18 protein-coding genes and 1 tRNA gene are annotated in these 17807 nt (G+C 27.4%); 14 read left to right on the forward strand and 5 right to left on the reverse strand.

Annotation, left to right across the window (positions count from 1 at the left end; translation table 11 throughout):
* Nucleotides 1–90 precede the first annotated feature (90 nt).
* The 11 genes from rpsO to ACNI3D_RS03160 all read left to right on the forward strand — a co-directional run bounded on the left by rpsO (nucleotide 91) and on the right by ACNI3D_RS03160 (nucleotide 10296).
* Nucleotides 91–363, forward strand: coding sequence for a 30S ribosomal protein S15 (gene rpsO, locus ACNI3D_RS03110; protein ID WP_013134407.1), 273 nt, complete (start codon nucleotides 91–93; stop codon nucleotides 361–363).
* Between the two features lie 145 nt (nucleotides 364–508).
* The gene (locus tag ACNI3D_RS03115; RefSeq protein ID WP_129100568.1) at nucleotides 509–910 is read left to right on the forward strand and encodes an Rrf2 family transcriptional regulator; all 402 of its coding nucleotides are present in this window, start codon (nucleotides 509–511) and stop codon (nucleotides 908–910) included.
* The gene (locus tag ACNI3D_RS03120; RefSeq protein WP_129100569.1) at nucleotides 907–1962 is read left to right on the forward strand and encodes a DHH family phosphoesterase; all 1056 of its coding nucleotides are present in this window, start codon (nucleotides 907–909) and stop codon (nucleotides 1960–1962) included. The genes ACNI3D_RS03115 and ACNI3D_RS03120 overlap by 4 nt, the downstream gene beginning before the upstream one ends.
* Nucleotides 1963–2069: 107 nt before the next feature.
* On the forward strand, nucleotides 2070–3338 hold the full coding sequence (locus ACNI3D_RS03125; RefSeq protein ID WP_419768210.1) for a response regulator: 1269 nt from the start codon (nucleotides 2070–2072) through the stop codon (nucleotides 3336–3338).
* A complete protein-coding gene (locus ACNI3D_RS03130; RefSeq protein ID WP_129100571.1) occupies nucleotides 3335–4501 on the forward strand; it encodes a murein transglycosylase domain-containing protein in 1167 nt (388 codons plus the stop codon). Before ACNI3D_RS03125 ends, ACNI3D_RS03130 begins: the two co-directional genes overlap by 4 nt.
* A 128-nt stretch (nucleotides 4502–4629) precedes the next feature.
* Nucleotides 4630–6759, forward strand: coding sequence for a methyl-accepting chemotaxis protein (locus ACNI3D_RS03135; protein ID WP_419768211.1), 2130 nt, complete (start codon nucleotides 4630–4632; stop codon nucleotides 6757–6759).
* Between the two features lie 112 nt (nucleotides 6760–6871).
* On the forward strand, nucleotides 6872–7180 hold the full coding sequence (locus ACNI3D_RS03140; protein ID WP_013134413.1) for an ArsR/SmtB family transcription factor: 309 nt from the start codon (nucleotides 6872–6874) through the stop codon (nucleotides 7178–7180).
* A complete protein-coding gene (locus ACNI3D_RS03145) occupies nucleotides 7177–8430 on the forward strand; it encodes an arsenic transporter (protein WP_419768212.1) in 1254 nt (417 codons plus the stop codon). Before ACNI3D_RS03140 ends, ACNI3D_RS03145 begins: the two co-directional genes overlap by 4 nt.
* Nucleotides 8431–8441: 11 nt before the next feature.
* Nucleotides 8442–8843 (forward strand): arsenate reductase ArsC, encoded by a 402-nt coding sequence (locus ACNI3D_RS03150; RefSeq protein WP_419768213.1) that lies wholly within the window; start codon nucleotides 8442–8444, stop codon nucleotides 8841–8843.
* Nucleotides 8844–9803, forward strand: coding sequence for a permease (locus ACNI3D_RS03155; RefSeq protein WP_419768214.1), 960 nt, complete (start codon nucleotides 8844–8846; stop codon nucleotides 9801–9803). It abuts the gene before it with no gap.
* Nucleotides 9804–9867: 64 nt separating this feature from the next.
* Nucleotides 9868–10296, forward strand: a complete 429-nt coding sequence (locus ACNI3D_RS03160; protein ID WP_129100601.1) for a CoA-binding protein — start codon at nucleotides 9868–9870, stop codon at nucleotides 10294–10296.
* On the opposite strand, the gene ACNI3D_RS03165 is transcribed toward ACNI3D_RS03160, so the two are convergent.
* Entirely contained in the window at nucleotides 10268–11593 is a 1326-nt protein-coding gene (locus tag ACNI3D_RS03165) for a sensor histidine kinase (RefSeq protein ID WP_129100577.1), read from the reverse strand. The genes ACNI3D_RS03160 and ACNI3D_RS03165 overlap by 29 nt on opposite strands.
* Nucleotides 11594–11610: 17 nt before the next feature.
* Nucleotides 11611–12297, reverse strand: coding sequence for a homeostatic response regulator transcription factor HsrA (gene hsrA / locus ACNI3D_RS03170; protein ID WP_013134419.1), 687 nt, complete (start codon nucleotides 12295–12297; stop codon nucleotides 11611–11613).
* Between the two features lie 199 nt (nucleotides 12298–12496).
* On the opposite strand from hsrA, the gene ACNI3D_RS03175 reads away from it, so the two are divergent.
* From ACNI3D_RS03175 to ACNI3D_RS03185, 3 genes are all read left to right on the forward strand, one after another.
* Nucleotides 12497–13306, forward strand: a complete 810-nt coding sequence (locus ACNI3D_RS03175; RefSeq protein WP_129100578.1) for a peptidylprolyl isomerase — start codon at nucleotides 12497–12499, stop codon at nucleotides 13304–13306.
* A gap of 13 nt (nucleotides 13307–13319) precedes the next feature.
* Nucleotides 13320–14387 carry a class II fructose-bisphosphate aldolase gene (gene fbaA / locus ACNI3D_RS03180; protein ID WP_129100579.1) on the forward strand — a complete coding sequence of 356 codons (1068 nt, stop codon included), beginning with the start codon at nucleotides 13320–13322 and terminating at the stop codon, nucleotides 14385–14387.
* 47 nt (nucleotides 14388–14434) lie between these two features.
* Nucleotides 14435–14519: transfer RNA gene (locus ACNI3D_RS03185), tRNA-Leu, on the forward strand.
* Nucleotides 14520–14670: 151 nt separating this feature from the next.
* Here the strand turns inward: ACNI3D_RS03185 and ACNI3D_RS03190 are convergent.
* From ACNI3D_RS03190 to ACNI3D_RS03200, 3 genes are read right to left on the reverse strand one after another with little or no spacing between them, the layout of a single operon-like run.
* Nucleotides 14671–15870 (reverse strand): DNA cytosine methyltransferase, encoded by a 1200-nt coding sequence (locus tag ACNI3D_RS03190; RefSeq protein WP_419768215.1) that lies wholly within the window; start codon nucleotides 15868–15870, stop codon nucleotides 14671–14673.
* Nucleotides 15867–16760, reverse strand: coding sequence for a type II toxin-antitoxin system RelE/ParE family toxin (locus ACNI3D_RS03195; RefSeq protein WP_419768216.1), 894 nt, complete (start codon nucleotides 16758–16760; stop codon nucleotides 15867–15869). The genes ACNI3D_RS03190 and ACNI3D_RS03195 overlap by 4 nt, the downstream gene beginning before the upstream one ends.
* Nucleotides 16757–17800: an AAA family ATPase gene (locus ACNI3D_RS03200; RefSeq protein WP_419768217.1), complete on the reverse strand. Its 1044-nt coding sequence runs from the start codon at nucleotides 17798–17800 to the stop codon at nucleotides 16757–16759. Before ACNI3D_RS03200 ends, ACNI3D_RS03195 begins: the two co-directional genes overlap by 4 nt.
* Nucleotides 17801–17807 lie beyond the last annotated feature (7 nt).

Here is a 17807-nt window from a genome sequence, read left to right on the forward strand (position 1 = left end):
TAATCTTAAACAAGGTTTAAATATAAGTTCACTATAATTCGCGTCCATTTCAATAGAAGTGAGATTAGTATACCTATTAGGAGGTCTTCTATGGCTTTAGATCAGGAAGTAAAAAACAGTATTATCGAAAAATACAGAAGAGATGAAAAAGATACAGGTTCTTGTGAAGTTCAAGTTGCAATTTTAACTGAGCAAATCAGAGTTTTAACTGAACATTTAAAAATCAATAAAAAAGATCACTCATCAAGATTAGGTCTTTTAAAAATGGTTGGAAAAAGAAAAAGATTATTAAAATATCTTAGAAATACTGAGTATGCTAGATTTGTTGAATTAGTTGCAGATTTAGGAATCAGAGCTAAGTAATTTAGTTTACTTAACTTTAAAAAGGGTTGTAACTTTTTAGTTACAACCCTTTTTTTTTAAATAAAAAAATTAATTTTACTGTATAATGATTATTAATACTCTTTCTTGTAAAATAAAAAAATTTTAAAAAAGGAATCAATCAAAGATGTTATTGACTAAAAAAAGTGAGTACGCACTTCTTTCTCTAATCTCTATTGCTAAAAGCGATAAAGCAAAAAATGTGGATGAATTATCAAGAGAATTAAGAATCCCAAAATCTTTTTTAGCCAAAATTATGCAAAATTTAGCCAAAAATGAAATAGTAATATCACAAAGAGGTGTAAATGGTGGATTTATTCTTGCCAAACCTTATGATCAACTTACTATATTTTCAATAACGGCTGCAGCTGAAGAAAAAATTCCTTCAGTCTTTGAATGTGCCCCATCAATGGAATCATGCCCTAGTGACTCTGGAAGCTTGTGCTCTATTTGGCCTTTATTAAATAATCTCCAAGGTAAGATAAATGAATTTTTAGAAGAATTAACCCTGAAGGACATTGCTCAATGATATTATTTCATATCTCTCATACGGATTTAGATGGATATGGTTGCCAACTTTTAACCAAAGAGATATTTTCCCAAAGTTACTACTTAAATGCAAATTATGGACTAGAAGTAAAACAAAGTATTATTCATTTTATAGAACACATTAAAAATGAAGAGATAAAAGATGAAATACTATTTTTAATAACTGATGTTAATCTAACAAATGCTGAATCAAAATATTTAAACAATGAAGTAATAAAATTAAATGAAGATGGTTATAAAATTAAACTTCAACTTTTAGATCATCATGCTACAGGTCAAAGTTGTGCTGACAAGTATGATTGGTACTTTTTAGATATTTCAAGATGTGCTACAAAAATCACATATGACTATTTTGTAAAAAATTATAATGCATTTGAAAATGAATCCCAAACTTGGATAGAGCCTCTTGTAAATGCAATAAATGCAATTGATATTTGGATAGAAGACAATAAAAAAGATTTTGAGTTTGGAAAAGTATTACTTAGTATGGTTTCTCATGTAAGAGAAATCAATAATGTTCTTTTTGCAAATAAAAATAGAGACTTTAGAATTCATTTACTAAAAAAAGCATCTATGTATTTAAATGAAGTTGATGGAAATATAAAGTTAGATAGTGCAATCCATAGTTTAAAAAAAGAGTTTTTAAATCTTGATGGACAGGATGATACAATAGATAATCTTAGTGCAAAATATTTAGTAAATTCTATTACAAGTATAAAAGATGAACTTACAATTAACTTCCAAGATAAAAAAGGCGTTTTAACTTATACTCTAGGTGGTATTTCAATTCCCGCAAATGCATTTTTGAAAGCTAATAAAGACTATGACTTTTTTATTGATGTTTCTAAAAGAGGAAATGCAAGCTTTAGAGCAGATGGGAATTTAGATGTTGGATTACTTGCACAAAAATTAGCAAATGGTGGGGGACATCCTAATGCATCAGGTTGTAAATTCGATGATTTCAAAGAAGTTATAAATTATAGTGATGTTAAAAAATATATTCAAAATAAATTAGACAATATTAAAATATAAGATTATTTATATCTAAATTTAGTTATTTACATTCTTAAATTTATGAAATTATCTTTTTTAACATATAAATCTGATATTATATAATAATTATTTTTTAAGGTAAAATTATGAATGATGATATTAATTGGACTTCTGAACAAATATATAATATTATTTATGTTGAAGATGATGAACAAGTTCGAATAAACTTTGAAGAAATATTTAAAGATTTTTTTAAAGAGGTATATGTTGCAAATGATGGTGTAGAAGCTTTAAAAATCTTTAATAAATTAACTTTAGAAAATAAAAGAGTAGATGCAATAATAAGTGATCTTAATATGCCAAATATGAATGGCATATCCTTATTAAAAAATATTAGAGCTGTCAATGAAGATATTCCTTTTTATTTTACAACTGCTTACTCAGATGAAAATAACCTTTTAGAAGTAATTAAATTAAATGTTACTGCATATTTTATAAAACCAATCGATATATCAATAATGGTAAAAAAAGTTATAAAAGATGCTCATAAATATAATCAAAATCAAATAATTGAAAAACAAAAAGAAGAATTAGAAAGATATTTAGCCGCAATAGATAATGTTGCTATTATTTCAAAAACCGATTTAAAAGGTAATATTACCTTTGCAAATGATTTTTTCTGTGATATATCAAAATATAAAAGAGAAGAACTTATTGGAAAACCTCATAATATAGTAAGACATCCAGATTCGTCTAAAGAAATTTTTAAAAATCTTTGGGAAACAATTAAAAAAGGTGAAACCTGGAATGGAAAAATTAAGAATTTAGCAAAAGATGGTTCTGTCTATTATGTAAATAGTACTGTTATACCTCTTTTTGATGAATTGGGAAATGAGATAGTAGAGTATGTTGGAATAAGATTTTTAACCACAGAAGAAGAAAATTCAAAAAGAGAATTTAGAAAAAAAGTAATTGAAAATATGCAACAATCAAAGAAAAAAGAGATTGAGTATATAAATAAAATAAGAGAATTAGAACAAGAAATAAGAACAAGTGTAAAACCTGATTTGTCTATGTACTTAGAACAAATGGATAATATGAAAAAGAAAAATGGACAATTAAAAGCTCAAATAAACCAATATGACAAAGAAATAGTTGTAATTAGAAAAAAAAATGAAGAGCTAATTGATAGTGCAAATAATAAAGTTTCTAAATCTATTTTTGCCTTAAGAAAAATAAAATCAGAAAATGATAAACTTATCAAAGATTTTAAAGAGCTTGAAATTGAAATTGAATTAAAAAAAGATGTAATTTTTGATTTACAAAATAGGTTAGAAGAACGAAATAAAAGAATTGAAGATTTATTAGATGTAATAAGCCTAAGAGACAAAGAGCTTAAAGAACAGAAAAAATGATTAAATTTGTTTTGATTTTCATAGTGTTTTTTTTTAGTTCATGTAGTGTTTCGGATGTTCAAAATATAGCACAAGCTGCAATTAGTAAAGACCCTTCTTATGCTTTAAAAAGTATAGCAAAATCAAAATCTATTCAATATACAACAAATCCCAAAAGGCTATCAAAAGACATAGCTAGTTTAGATAAATTCTTATCAAATTTTGTAAAAGAGATTACAAATATTTGGGGTGAAAAAAATGTCAAAATACCAAAACAAAAAGAGTATGTAAAATATTTACAAAATTATAAAAGTAGGGCATTGGTTGATTTTGACAATGGAATAGTGACTGTTGAAACAGTAGATGATAAGAACTTTGAAAAAAGTTTAAAAAATGCAATAGTAACAACTTTGTTATTACCAGATGATCCAAGAGCTGCTGATTTATTTGAAGCAAAAAGCGTAAAACTTGGCTCTACTCCTTATTTACTTGGTGAAATTAAAGACGACCAGAATAAAGATATAAGATATGAATGGAGAGCAAATAGATTTGCAAATATTTTAGTAAAAAATGATTTAAACACTAAAACAATAAAAAAAGATGGGAAAGATGTAAAAGTCTATTTTGTAAAAATACCTATGGTAAAAGATCATGCAAATATTAGAGTGTCAAAATTCAAACCCTTTGTTGAAAAATTTGCTAAAAAATATAATATTAGTAAAAATTTAATTTATTCAATTATTCAAACTGAAAGTAATTTTAACCAATTTGCAATAAGTAGTGCCAATGCCTATGGACTTATGCAAATAGTTCCTACAAGCGCTGGAAAAGATGCTTATAAATATGTTAAAGGTAAAACTTGGGAACCTAGCAAATCATATTTATTTGATGCGCAAAATAATATTGAGTTAGGTAGTGCATATTTAAAAATATTAGGAAGTAAGTATTTAACAGGAATAGAAAATCCAATATCAAAAGAATATTGTATCATAAGTGCATATAACACAGGAAGTGGGAATGTTTTAAAAACTTTTTCAAAAGATAAAGACGAAGCTAAAAATAAAATTAACAGTAAAAAACCTTCTGAAGTTTATAAGGTACTTATAAATAATTTACCCTATGAAGAAACACGAAATTATTTAAAAAAAGTCCTAAAATATAAGAAAGATTTTATAAGTATTTAATTGATTAAAATGTTTCATAAAGTAACTATATTTTTACTAATAATTATTATAATTAGTACAAATATTTTATAAGTTATAATTAAATATCTATACTATATTATTTAAAAAATTAGTATAAGGATATTATTATGATTGGAAGAAAGATATTTGGGAACTTAAGTGTTTTCAAAAAGTTATTATCGATAGGTATATTGACATTTTTTGCAATTGCTTCCTTAAGTGCTTATTTTATAGTTAATCAAAAAAATGTAATGTTAATGGAGAAAAAAGCAAAATTAACTAATCTTGTAGAGATGTCATATAGTTTAGTTGACAATGAGTATCAGCAATTCAAAGATGGTAAAATCGATGAAAAGACTGCAAAAGAAAATGCAAAAGAATTATTAAAAAAGTTAAGATTTGACAAAACGAATTATGTTTTTATAAATAATGATTCAGAAGAAACACCAAAAATTATAATGCATCCAATAGATGAGTCCTTAGTTAATACTACGCTTGAGGATAAAAAATATGACAATGCCTTTAGTATAGAGTATGGAAATAAAGTTGACAAACTTGATAACATGAATATGTTTAAAGCTTTTGCAAAAGTTGCCAATGAAAATGGAAATGGTTTTATAAAATATACTTGGCCAAAAGCGTCTGGTAACGAACTTGTGCCTAAACTATCTTATTTACAAAAATTTGATCAATGGGGTTGGGTTATTGGAACTGGAATTTATATTGATGATATTGATGCAGACTTTAATGATAATATAATTAAAGCAGCTGGAATTATTCTAATTATTTTAATTATCTTATTTAGTACATTTTCTATGGTTAGTAAAGATATTGTTTCAAAAGTAAAGTTATTAAATGAAAATGTCGAAAACTTTTTTGCCTTTTTAAATAGAGAGAAAGATGAAATAAACTTTACACCTATTACTTGTAAAGATGAATTTGGTCATATGTCTAGAATTGTAAGTAGAAATATTGAAAAAACTAAAATTGGAATTGAAGAAGATCGAAAATTAATTGATGAAACCATATTAGTATTAAGTGAATTTGAACAAGGTGATCTATGTCAAAGACTAAATTCTAATGTTAAAAATCCATCACTTTCACAGTTAAAAAATGTATTAAATAGTATGGCACAAAATCTTGAAAATAATATAGATAAAGTTCTTAATGTACTTGAAGAGTATACTCATTATAACTATTTAAATAAAGTAAGTACAAATGATATTAAAAAAGATTTATTAAAACTTGCCAATGGAGTAAATGATTTAGGGACTTCAATTACAAATATTTTATCTGAAAATAAAGTAAATGGATTAACTCTAGATAGTGGTTCGGATATATTATTATCTAATATGAATAAATTAAATCTAAGTTCTAACGAAGCAGCAGCCTCATTAGAAGAAACAGCAGCTGCATTAGAAGAAGTAACAGGTAATGTACGAAGTAATACAGATAATATTGCAAAAATGGCTCAATTATCAAATGCTGTTACAAAATCAGTAAATGAGGGTGAAGAATTAGCAAATAAAACTACTATTGCAATGGAAGAGATTAATACACAAGTTACTTCAATACATGAAGCGATAACAGTAATTGATCAAATTGCTTTTCAAACAAATATCTTATCACTTAATGCAGCAGTAGAAGCAGCAACTGCTGGAGAAGCTGGAAAAGGATTTGCTGTAGTTGCAGGGGAAGTTCGAAATCTAGCAACAAGAAGTGCAGAAGCAGCAAAAGAGATAAAAAATATAGTTGAAAGGGCAACCAACAAAGCAAATGAAGGTAAAGATATCGCTACGAATATGATTAATGGATATGAAAACCTTAATGGAAATATTACTCATACAATTAACTTAATATCAGATATAGAAATGGCAAGTAAAGAGCAATTAGATGGAGTAGAACAAATAAATGCTGCTATTAATAATCTAGATAGACAAACACAAGAAAATGCTTCAATAGCATCGGAAACAAATAATATTGCTATGGCTACCCATGAAATTTCTAAATTAATTGTAAGTAATGCAAATGCTAAAGAATTTGCTGGCAAAGATACTCTAAAAGGAAAAGATATAAATAGTATCTTGTTAAATAAAAGTGCATCAAAAGAGCAAAAAGTTAATAATCAGAAAAAATCAGTTAACACATTAAATAATAAGAGTGAAACAAAAACTGAAAAAGTTGAAAAGAAAGAAACAACATCAAATAAAATTATAACTCCAGCTAAATCAAATGATGATGAATGGGAGAGTTTTTAAGAAGTTTGAGTAAAACTCAAACTTCTAATACTCTTTTTTTATATTTATATATCAATATATCTTGATATATAAATATAAATATGATACAATTTCAAAATGACAAAGGACTAGCTTGGAATATTTTTTAAATACAATAGGTTCAATAAATGATGAAACACGAATTAAGATTTTAAGATTCATAGATATAAATGGTGAAGTTTGTGTATGTGACATTGAAAATTCATTTGATATGATTCAATCAAGGGTTTCACGACATCTAAAAATTTTGAAAGATGGTGGATTTTTAAGTTTGAGAAGAGAAGGGCGCTGGGCATACTATAGTATTAGAACTCCAATAGATATCTTTAGACAAGCAATCATAAAAGAGATAAGCTACTTAGAATTGGATATCCCAAAATTAGAAAAAGGGTGTGAAGTATGATTTTATCTGTATCTATTTTCTTAGTAACCTTGATATTTGTAATTTGGCAACCAAAGGGATTACAAATAGGAACAACAGCTGTAATTGGGGCAATAGTTGCATTAGTTTTACAAGTGGTTAGTTTAGATGATGTTTTAATAGTGACAGGAATTGTTTGGGATGCAACTTTAGCTTTTATAGGAATCATAATATTGTCTATGGTTCTTGATGAGATAGGGTTTTTTGAGTGGTGTGCAATCAAGATGGCAAAACTTTCAAAGGGAAATGGACATTTGATGTTTGTTTATGCCTTAGTTCTTGGTTCTTTTGTATCAGCATTATTTGCAAATGATGGAGCCGCACTTATTTTAACTCCTATTTTATTAGCAAAAATGAGAATTTTAAAGTTAAATGCAAAAACAATTTTAGCCTTTTTATTAGCTGGTGGTTTTATAAGTGATAGTGCTTCTTTACCTTTTGTATTTTCAAATCTTACAAATATAGTAACAGCAAACTATTTTAATATAGGTTTTATGCAATACCTATCAAATATGCTTATTCCATATCTTGTGAGTACTTTTGTTTCTATTATCGTTTTATGGTTAGTCTTACGAAATGATATTCCAAAAACAATAGATACAAGTTTACTTAAAAATCCAGATGAGGTATTAAAAAATAAGATGTTATTTAAATTTTCTTGGTTTTTCTTAGCTTTACTTTTAGTTGGATATTTTATTGGTGATAGATATGATTTACCAATTTCACTTTTTGCCTTAGGAGGAGCATTGATATTTTTAGCAATTGCAAGTTATACAAAATCAGCAAAGGCTTGGCTTACAATAAAAACTGCACCTTGGCAGGTTGTCTGGTTTAGTATTGGACTATATATAGTTGTTTATGGTTTAAAAAATGCAGGACTTACTGATTATTTAACTTTAGTTTTAAAAGATTTAAGTACTCATAGTGATTTTGTAGCAGTGATGGGAACAGGATTTATTAGTGCCTTTTTAAGTGCAATTATGAATAATATGCCTACAGTTATGATAATGGATATTGCACTACATGATGTAGGAAATCAAACTTTAGCTTATGCGAATATTATAGGATGTAACTTAGGACCAAAGATGACACCATTTGGTTCCCTAGCAACTTTACTTTGGCTTCATGTTTTAAGTCAAAAGGGAGTTAAAATTGGATTTTGGCAATATAGTAAATTTGGGCTTATAGTAACGCCACCTGTACTATTTATAGTTTTATTAACACTAATATAAAGGAAAAAATAATGAATAAAAAAGTATTAATTTTGTGCACAGGAAATTCTTGTAGAAGTATAATCGCTGAAGCTTTGGTAAATAGTAAACTTGAAGGAATCAGTGCTGATAGTTCTGGTGTAAAAGCTAGTGGAAAAGTTAATGTAAATGCAAAAAGACTATTAGAAGAAAAGGGAATTTGGAAAGATGAGTATCATTCAAAAACTTTAGATACAGTTATTGATAATGAGTATGATTTGATAGTTACTGTTTGTGATCATGCAAATGAAACTTGTCCTATGTTTCCAAAACCTATTAAAAAAATACATGTGGGTTTTGAAGATCCAGATGGAAAAGGTTTTGAAGCTTTTGAAAGTACTTTTAAAGAAATAGATGAGGTTTTATTACCTAAGATTATTGAGGCCTTGAAATAGATGTTTTATTATTGGGAAAAATTAGTTGATTTTTTTGTTTACAATTTTTTAGGTTTAGATAAAAATGAACATTTAGCAAATTCTCTACACTTTTTTATATTTGATACAATCAAAATATTTATATTATTAATAGTAATTATATTTGTAGTTTCATATTTAAGAACTTGGTTTAATGTAGAAAAAGTAAGAGCTTATCTGCAAGGTAAGTCAGAATTTTCAGGAAATATTTTAGCAAGTCTTTTTGGAATCATAACTCCCTTTTGTTCATGTAGTGCTATTCCACTTTTTTTAGGATTTATACAAGCAAGAATTCCTTTAGGTGTTACATTCTCTTTTTTAATATCAGCTCCATTAAATAATGAAGTTGCTATTGCTATGTTATTTGGCTTATTTGGTTGGAAAATAACAGCTATATATATTGGTTTTGGTTTAGTTGTCGCTATAGTTGGAGGTTTTGTAATAGGAAAACTAAATATGGAAAAATATATTTTGCTTGATATAAAACCTATGGATGGATGTTGCGAAAATCTAACTATAAGTTTTGAAGCAAAACAGAGAGTAAAAGAGGCTTGGGATTATACTGTTGACATATTTAAAAAGATATATCTTTATGTGATAATAGGTGTTGGAATTGGAGCATTTATTCATGGATATATTCCAACTGATTTTATTGCAAAATATACAGGCGGAGATGCTTGGTATACTGTACCGCTAGCTGTAATTTTGGGAATCCCGATGTACTCAAGCGCAGCTGGGGTAATGCCTTTAGTTGAAGTTCTAACTTCAAAAGGTATGCTTTTAGGAAGTGCTTTAGCTTTTATGATGGCTGTTACTTCACTATCTTTACCAGAAGCTATGATACTAAAAAGAGTCTTACACACTAAATTGATACTACTTTTTTTTAGTATTGTTGGTTTTGGGATAATTTTAGTTGGGTATGTTTTTAACAGTATCATCTAAAAAGTTTAGTGATAAATAAGGCTAATTATTGTTTAATATAACAATAATTACAAAAGGAACTAATATGGAGTGTGAATTTCCAACGGTTAATTCAAATAATGAAGAGATAAAAGAGATATTTAGTAATACTAAAACAATAGCAATTGCAGGACTTTCTCCTGATACTAGTAAAGCTAGTAATATGGTTGCTAGGTATTTACAAAATGCTGGTTTTAAAATAGTACCAATTTATCCAAAAGAAGAGACTATATTAGGTGAAAAGGTTTATAGAAGTTTAGAAGAGATACCTTTTAAAATAGACATGGTTGATATATTTAGAAAACCAGTTGCAATAGCTTCTGTTGTAGATGCTTGCATAAAAAGAGGAGATATTGATACTGTATGGACCCAGTTGGGGCTTGTAAATAATGAAGCTGCTAAAAAAGCAGAAGAATCAGGTATGAAAGTAGTACAAAATAAATGTACTAAAATAGAGCACGCGGCTCTGTTTTAAGTTTACTTAGATGTTTTAAGTGTGGATTGTTTAGCAATTCTATTATTGCAACAGTTCCACTTTTATCATCTGTTCTATTTTTTAATGTAATATTAGCACCTAAAGCATCAGCTGCATTTTTTGCTAAAAATAATCCAAGTCCTGCACCACTTTCTTCCCCAAATCTCTTAAATGGAGCAAATAAATCCATAGATTCATCAATACCAATACCTTCATCAGTTATTGTTAATACGGCTTTATCATTTATTCTATCTAGTACTATTGCTATACTTTTATCTACGGGTGTAAATTTAATAGCATTTTGCATAAAGTTTTGTAGTATTTGATTAAATAGTGTAGGTTGAATAGAAGTATAAAAGTTATTTACACTTGCATAATATGTTATTGTTATTTTTTTCTCAGCACTTAACATTCTAAAGTCATTTGCTTTTCTTTTCATATATTGAACTAAATCTAACTCTTCTGCTTTTTCAAATTGAGCACCTTCTTGTCTACCTATATCTAAAATAGATGAAATCATTTTATTCATATCATTTATTTGTTGTATATTTAGTTTTAAAGTTTCTTGATATTTTTCTGGTTCTCTTTGTTTCATAAGAGTTACTTCATTTTTTAATTTCATAACAGCAAGAGGAGTTTTGAGCTCATGGGCAGCACCAACAAAAAGTTCTTTTTTAAACATAACAAAAGTCTGTATTCTATTTGTAAGTTTATTAATAGAGTTTGCCAATGGATGAAATTCTATTGGTAGTCCATTTTTATCTATTTTTGTTAAATAGTTTTCATTCATATTTGATAATTTATCAGTTATTTGAATAATTGGTCTTAAAAGGGTCTTAGATACTGTAAATGCATATAAAACAACCATAATCAATCCACCAATAGAGAGTAATATTACATTATTAAATATCTTATTAAGCATTGAGATTGCATAGTCAACATTTTTTATTATTTTGATAAATTTGTGATTTTTAAGATCAAATGGATATAAGATTTCAATATAATATTTATCATCTTGTCGATAATCTTTGTATTTAACTTCTGTAAGATCTTCTATCGTAACAATATCTACAATAATTCCAGAGTTTGTAATAATATTAAAGTTATCTTCTGTTTGTTCGTTATTGACACTTATTTGGTAGATGATTTTGGCATCATTGAAAAGACTTTCTTTGATGCCTTCATAAATTGTAGCTTTTGTATAACCGTAAAATAAAAATGAAAGGGTGATTATAAAAAGTGAAGTAGCAATTATAAGTTTTTGATAAAATTGCTTATAAATGCTTTTGAAATTCACTTTTTAATTCTCTTTAATTAAGCTGTAGGTTCGTCATCAGTATTTGGATAACAGAATCTATAACCTCTTCTTCTTATTGTTTCAATTGTAGAGATATTTAATGGTTTGTCCATTTTTTGTCTAATTTGATTGATTGCAACTTCAATAACATTTGGAGTAACTAATTCTGGTTCTTCCCAAATAGCATCAAGTAATTGTTCTTTTGAAACAATTTGATCTCTATGTCTTGCTAAGTGAGTTAATACTTCAAAAGGTTTACCTTTTAATTCAATCTCTTCACCAGCATAAAGAATTTTTTCTTCATCAGGATTGATTGATAATTCATCAATTTCAATTATATTTGTTCCACCAAATCTTAATCTTGCTTCAATTCTTGCAAGTAAGATATCAAAATCAAATGGTTTTTTAATATAATCATCAGCACCTGCTTTTAATGCTTCGATTTCACTATCTTTATCATCTCTTGCTGAGATAATAACAACTGCTGTTCTGCTACTTCTGTTTTTAACAATTTTACATAACTCAATTCCATCACCATCTGGTAACATCCAGTCTGTTAATATTAAGTCATAATTTCTGATATCTATAAAATATTCTGCATCTTTATAGTTTTCTGCTGAGTCAACTTGATAACCAAAATCAGTCAAGCCCTCTTGCAGTGTTCTGTTAAGCGTAATTTCATCTTCGATAATTAAAATTCTCATTTATGTCCCTTACTTTCTTATGTTAAACTTAAGTTTAATTTAATTTTCGCGAATTATATCATAAATAATTTCAAATTTAAAGGGTTTTTAAGGAAAATTACTAAATTTCTTTTTAGGGCACATATATATGATGGGTCATTAACTATATATTAATAAAAAATTGGTAAAATATCTTTTATAACTAATTTAAGGATTTTATATGAGAAAAACGATTTTAAGTATTGTTACAGCTTTCGCATTGACAGCTACAACATTAAGTGCAGCTGAAACTTTCGCATCTGTTAATGGTGAAGATGTAACAACACAAGATGTTGCGCAACTTTTAAGAGGACAAAATGTTCAATTTGAAAATCTTCCAAAAGAGACAAAAGATAAAGTTATTAGTCAATTAATTGAAAAAAAACTATTAACACAAAAAGCTGTTAAAAGTGGTATAGAAAAAGATGAAAAATATAAAGATGCATTGTCAAAAATTAAAGAAGACTTAGCATTAGAATTATGGATGCAAAAAGAGTATTCAAAAGTAAAAGCAACTGATGCAGAAGAAAAAAGTTTTTATGATAAGAACAAAGAGAAGTTCAAAACACCTGATACTTTAGAAGCTAGTCATATTTTAGTTAAAACTGAAAAAGAAGCTAATGATGTTATTGCAAAACTAAATATTGCAAAAAATAAAAAAGGTTCGTTTGAAGAGTTAGCAAAAAAATTCTCAATAGGACCAACAAAAACAAAAGGTGGATATTTAGGAAAATTCCAAGCTAAACAAATGGTACCTGAGTTTTCAGAAGCTGCTTTAAAGTTAAAAAAAGGAGAATACACTAAAAAACCAGTTAAAACTCAATTTGGTTATCATGTAATTTATTTAGAGAACAAAGAAATCTCAAAAGTGTTACCTTTTGATAAAGTAAAAGATAACATAGAAAAATTAATTGTTCAAGAAAAATATGCCAAAATTATAAAAGAAGAAGTTGCAAAACTTAAAAAAGATGCAAAAATAATTATTAAGTAATAGGAGAAAAAATTTGTCAGTTTTAGATATTGTTAAGCCTGGTGTTTTAAGTGGTAGTGAAGCACATAAACTTTTTGAATATGCAAAAGAGAACTCTTTTGCAATACCTGCTGTTAATGTTGTAGGTACAGATTCAGTAAATGCTGTTTTAGAAGCTGCTGCAAAAGTTAATTCACCAATTATTATTCAGTTCTCAAATGGTGGAGCTGAATTTTTTGCTGGTAAAGGTTTAAAAGATAATAATGCAGGAATATATGGTGCTATTTCAGGAGCTATGCATGTTCATGCTCTAGCAGAAGCATATAAAGTACCTGTTATTTTGCATACAGATCATGCTGCTAGAAAACTTTTGCCTTGGATTGATGGTTTAATTGAGGCTGGCGAGTCATTTTATTCAAAACATGGAAGACCTCTTTTTACTTCCCATATGCTAGATCTTTCTGAAGAGAGCTTAGAAGAAAACATTAACACTTGTGTTAAATATTTTAAAAGAATGAAAACTATTGATATGATGATTGAAATAGAACTTGGAATTACTGGTGGTGAAGAAGATGGTGTTGATAATAGTGATGTTGATAATGCTCTACTTTATACGCAACCAGAAGAAGTGTGTTATGCCTATGAGCAATTAAAAGAGGTATCACCTCATTTTACTATTGCTGCATCTTTTGGCAATGTTCATGGTGTTTATAAACCAGGGAATGTTATGTTAAGTCCTAAAATCTTAGATAACTCTCAAAAATACATTTCTGAAAAATTTAATCTTCCTGCTAAATCTGTAAACTTTGTATTTCATGGTGGATCTGGTTCTTCTTTAGAGGAAATAAGAGAAGCTATTGAATATGGTGTAATTAAAATGAATATTGATACAGATACTCAATGGGCTTTTTGGAATGGTGTACGAGCATTTGAAGCTAAAAACCATGACTATCTACAAGGACAAATTGGTAACCCAGATGGGGAAGATAAACCAAACAAATCTTATTATGATCCAAGAAAATGGTTAAGAGCTGGAATGGAATCAATGATAGCAAGATTAGAAATTGCATACACAGATTTGAAAGCTTTAAACAAAAACTAATGTATAAAAATATATAATCCCAAGCTAGTTTACAGACTAGCTTGTGTGCCGCTATGGTGAAACTGGTAAACACGCCGGATTCAAAATCCGGTGACCTCGGTCTTGTCGGTTCAAGTCCGACTAGCGGTACCACCACACTTTGAAAAACTTCAATAAACTTTATTTCTATCCTTAGGACACAATTTAAGGACACAAATTACAAAAAACTTATTATTCTTTATTTATATAAACTATATTTCTTATAATTATTCATAATATGTCAATTTATTTTAAACTTAATCAATCAACTTAATGTTTTTTTTACACTTTTTGCTAATGCGAATGATAACAAAGGAGGAACAGCATTTCCTACTTGAACATACGTCTGTTGTTGATTCCCAATAAATACAAAATCATCTGGAAAAGACTGAAGTCGAGCTGCTTCACGAACGGAAAGAGTTCGTAATTCTTCTGGATGAATATACATATATCCATCCATACCTATGTGTGCAATAACAGTCCATGATGGATTTGTATTAACTAGTTTTTTTAATCTATCCTTGAAAATATCTTCCCTAAATGGTAATATTTGCCTAACTTCTCTAGGTAAATCCATATATATGTCACCTTCTTTCATATATGAAAAAACTTTTTTAGCCCTTTCATTAGACATTCTACAAATATTATTTTTAACTGTTTTTTTAGTATTCTTTCTCATCAACTTTTGATAAGAATTTAAATTATCATGATATGCGTATTCACATTCATCTATACGCCAATTATCAGTTATTTTTGGTAAATCGGATAGAGCAGTTTTAATGTTTGTATATAATGGTAAACTTGTATGATTAAGTTCTTTTGCTTTTTCAAAAGTACTAATACTTCTCGTGCTTAAAGATTCGTCATAAAAATGCGTAGCTTCTGGATATTTAAAATCAAACCCTTTTTTCACTGCTACCAACATCATTCTCTTTCTTATTTGAGGTACACCATAAAATACAGAATTTAATACTTGTGTTGGTTCAACTATTTCATATTCAGGTAAATCATTTGCTATTATTTCCTTAACTCTTTTAAAAGTTTCACCTTTATATTTAGTCATAAAAGTTGGAACATTTTCTATTATAAATACTTTAGGTTGAAAATATTTAACAAATTTTAAATAATCCATAAAAAGTTCATTTCTTGGGTCATCAGTAATATCTCTATCATGTATTCTATTAATTGATTGAATTTTCGCATGACCAATAGTAGAAAATGTAGGACATGGTGGCCCGCCAATTATTACATCTACTTTTTGATTATTTATAATTTCATGAAACTCTTCAGGCTCTATAGTTCTTATATCACGACAAATTGAAGTTGAATTAGGAAAATTAAAAGAGTGAGTATCAACCGCTGCCTGTACATTATCTATACCACCTACACATTGAAATCCTGCCATTTCAAAACCTTTAGCAAAACCTCCTGCTCCACAAAATAAATCTATGAAATTATATTTCACAATAAACCCTTATCTATATTTGCATAGTTATTTTCTGCAACACTAATTTCAGGAGTATAATTATATGTAGTTCCCCCTTGCTTTGTAAACATATGAAGAATATATGCCCTATCACCATCTTTTTTAAATAAAACTCTAATAGCTGACTGTTGAAGTCCACCCATCGTACCAATTTTTATTTGCCAAATATCATTAGTAATTGTTTTTATTAAAAACCCGTCAATATTAAATTGGCTTTTTATAGCTTCGGTTATTTTATCAATAATCTTTTCTCTTGAACTTGCATAATAATCAGATAGATATAGTTTCTTAAACTCAATTGTATAAAAAATATTTCTTTGAGGTAGTTGTGCAAGTAGTTTATCATTATAATGAGATACTACATGCTCCTTATTTGCAATATTATTTAGAATAACTTTTTCTGATAAACCATCTTTTTGTGTTTTATTAGCAATAACCTTATAATTTAACCATCTATTCTTTCCAAAACTTAGTAAAAAAGTCTTTTTTTCTAAACAATAAGACAATATCATATATTTTTGACCATGAAATGGCTCATCATCAAAATATAAATCTCCATCTAAAATATTTTCCATTTCATTATCTGTCATTTTATTCAAACAATCAGTATTACATTTTCTTGATAGAAAAAGAAAAAAAGGTTCAAGGACTTCTCTTTTTAAAGACTTTATTGCATCCTTAAACTTATAGTTCTCAATAATCTCAAATTCAAGTATATCTTTTTCCTCAGTATAAAAACGACTCAATTTATAATCATCAAAGCTTAAAAATTTTTTTATACTCAATGCCATTTCAAAAAGCAACTGATTAACTTCTTCATTAGTTTCAATGTTCTCATTGCTCAAAGTATTCAGGGTTAATAAATTCACATTAATCTCATTTTATTATTTAAAGATGTATCAAAGAAATTCTCTGGCCATTCATCTAAATGACCTTCTTCTCCTATTTTTGGAGAAAGTACTTTTGTATTTAAATTTTTGTCAAGTTCAAAATAATGTAATTGTGCTTTATCTTTTTCAATCTCTTTATCTTTGACAGATATCCGTAAACCATCTAAAATATAATCACTATGTGTTTCAATTATAATTTGAATACCAAAATTAGTAATTTTTGATATAAATTCTGCTAATTTTGTTTGTCCTTTTGGATGAAGGTGTGCCTCAGGGTTTTCTATTAGAATCACAGACTTTATATTATGTTGTTCAAATAAATATAAAGAATATATTAATTGAACAAGAATAGACAAAGTATAACTTATTCCAAAACCTACGTTATACGGGGTATAACTATTAATTGAGAAAGAAGCTACATTCATATTTTTATTTAACTCTGTTTCAAGTTTAACATTGGGAGAGATTTCTTGAAGCCATTTCTCAACATGATTGATTATTGTATTTTGTTTTTCAACATCTTTTTTAAATGCATCGGGTAATACTTCCTCCCCAAATTTTGACAAAATATCCAAGGTGAATTCGCCATTAATTCCTACATTATTATATAAAGAAGTTGTACTATTTCTTAATTTTTGAAACTCTGTTGGTCCTAATCTATTAGCACTAAGATATATTAAGTGAATATTTTCTTTTTTTAATGATCCCAAAGAACCACTATATTCGATAGTATTGTTTTCTAAATTTATAGTTAGTTTTAATTGTTTTTCTTTAGAAAAAAGTAATTCTAAACTAAAAGATTTTTGTTTACTATTTGTATTTTTTAATGTTGATAATTCACCATATTCATTTAATACTAAGTCTCCTTCATGTAAAAGTCTCCAAATCATTCTTAATGACTGAAATATACTACTTTTTCCTGCACCATTCAATCCTGTCAATAAAGTAATATTTTTAAACTTAACTTCATTATCCTCATGAGACTTAAAATCTTTTAAGTTTAACTGACTTAAATACATATTTTTT

It is taken from the genome of Arcobacter siniprincipis (SeqCode) (assembly GCF_048571125.1).
GTDB classification, from domain to species: Bacteria; Campylobacterota; Campylobacteria; order Campylobacterales; family Arcobacteraceae; genus Arcobacter; species Arcobacter siniprincipis.

Coding starts and splice junctions, on each gene's coding strand:
- ACNI3D_RS03145 (WP_419768212.1), top strand. CDS start 7,177: ATGATTTTATCTGTATCTATTTTCTTAGTAACCTTGATATTTGTAATT.
- ACNI3D_RS03120 (WP_129100569.1), top strand. CDS start 907: ATGATATTATTTCATATCTCTCATACGGATTTAGATGGATATGGTTGC.
- ACNI3D_RS03115 (WP_129100568.1), top strand. CDS start 509: ATGTTATTGACTAAAAAAAGTGAGTACGCACTTCTTTCTCTAATCTCT.
- ACNI3D_RS03150 (WP_419768213.1), top strand. CDS start 8,442: ATGAATAAAAAAGTATTAATTTTGTGCACAGGAAATTCTTGTAGAAGT.
- ACNI3D_RS03200 (WP_419768217.1), bottom strand. CDS start 17,800: ATGTATTTAAGTCAGTTAAACTTAAAAGATTTTAAGTCTCATGAGGAT.
- ACNI3D_RS03155 (WP_419768214.1), top strand. CDS start 8,844: ATGTTTTATTATTGGGAAAAATTAGTTGATTTTTTTGTTTACAATTTT.
- rpsO (WP_013134407.1), top strand. CDS start 91: ATGGCTTTAGATCAGGAAGTAAAAAACAGTATTATCGAAAAATACAGA.
- ACNI3D_RS03125 (WP_419768210.1), top strand. CDS start 2,070: ATGAATGATGATATTAATTGGACTTCTGAACAAATATATAATATTATT.
- ACNI3D_RS03160 (WP_129100601.1), top strand. CDS start 9,868: ATGGAGTGTGAATTTCCAACGGTTAATTCAAATAATGAAGAGATAAAA.
- ACNI3D_RS03135 (WP_419768211.1), top strand. CDS start 4,630: ATGATTGGAAGAAAGATATTTGGGAACTTAAGTGTTTTCAAAAAGTTA.
- ACNI3D_RS03175 (WP_129100578.1), top strand. CDS start 12,497: ATGAGAAAAACGATTTTAAGTATTGTTACAGCTTTCGCATTGACAGCT.
- ACNI3D_RS03130 (WP_129100571.1), top strand. CDS start 3,335: ATGATTAAATTTGTTTTGATTTTCATAGTGTTTTTTTTTAGTTCATGT.
- hsrA (WP_013134419.1), bottom strand. CDS start 12,297: ATGAGAATTTTAATTATCGAAGATGAAATTACGCTTAACAGAACACTG.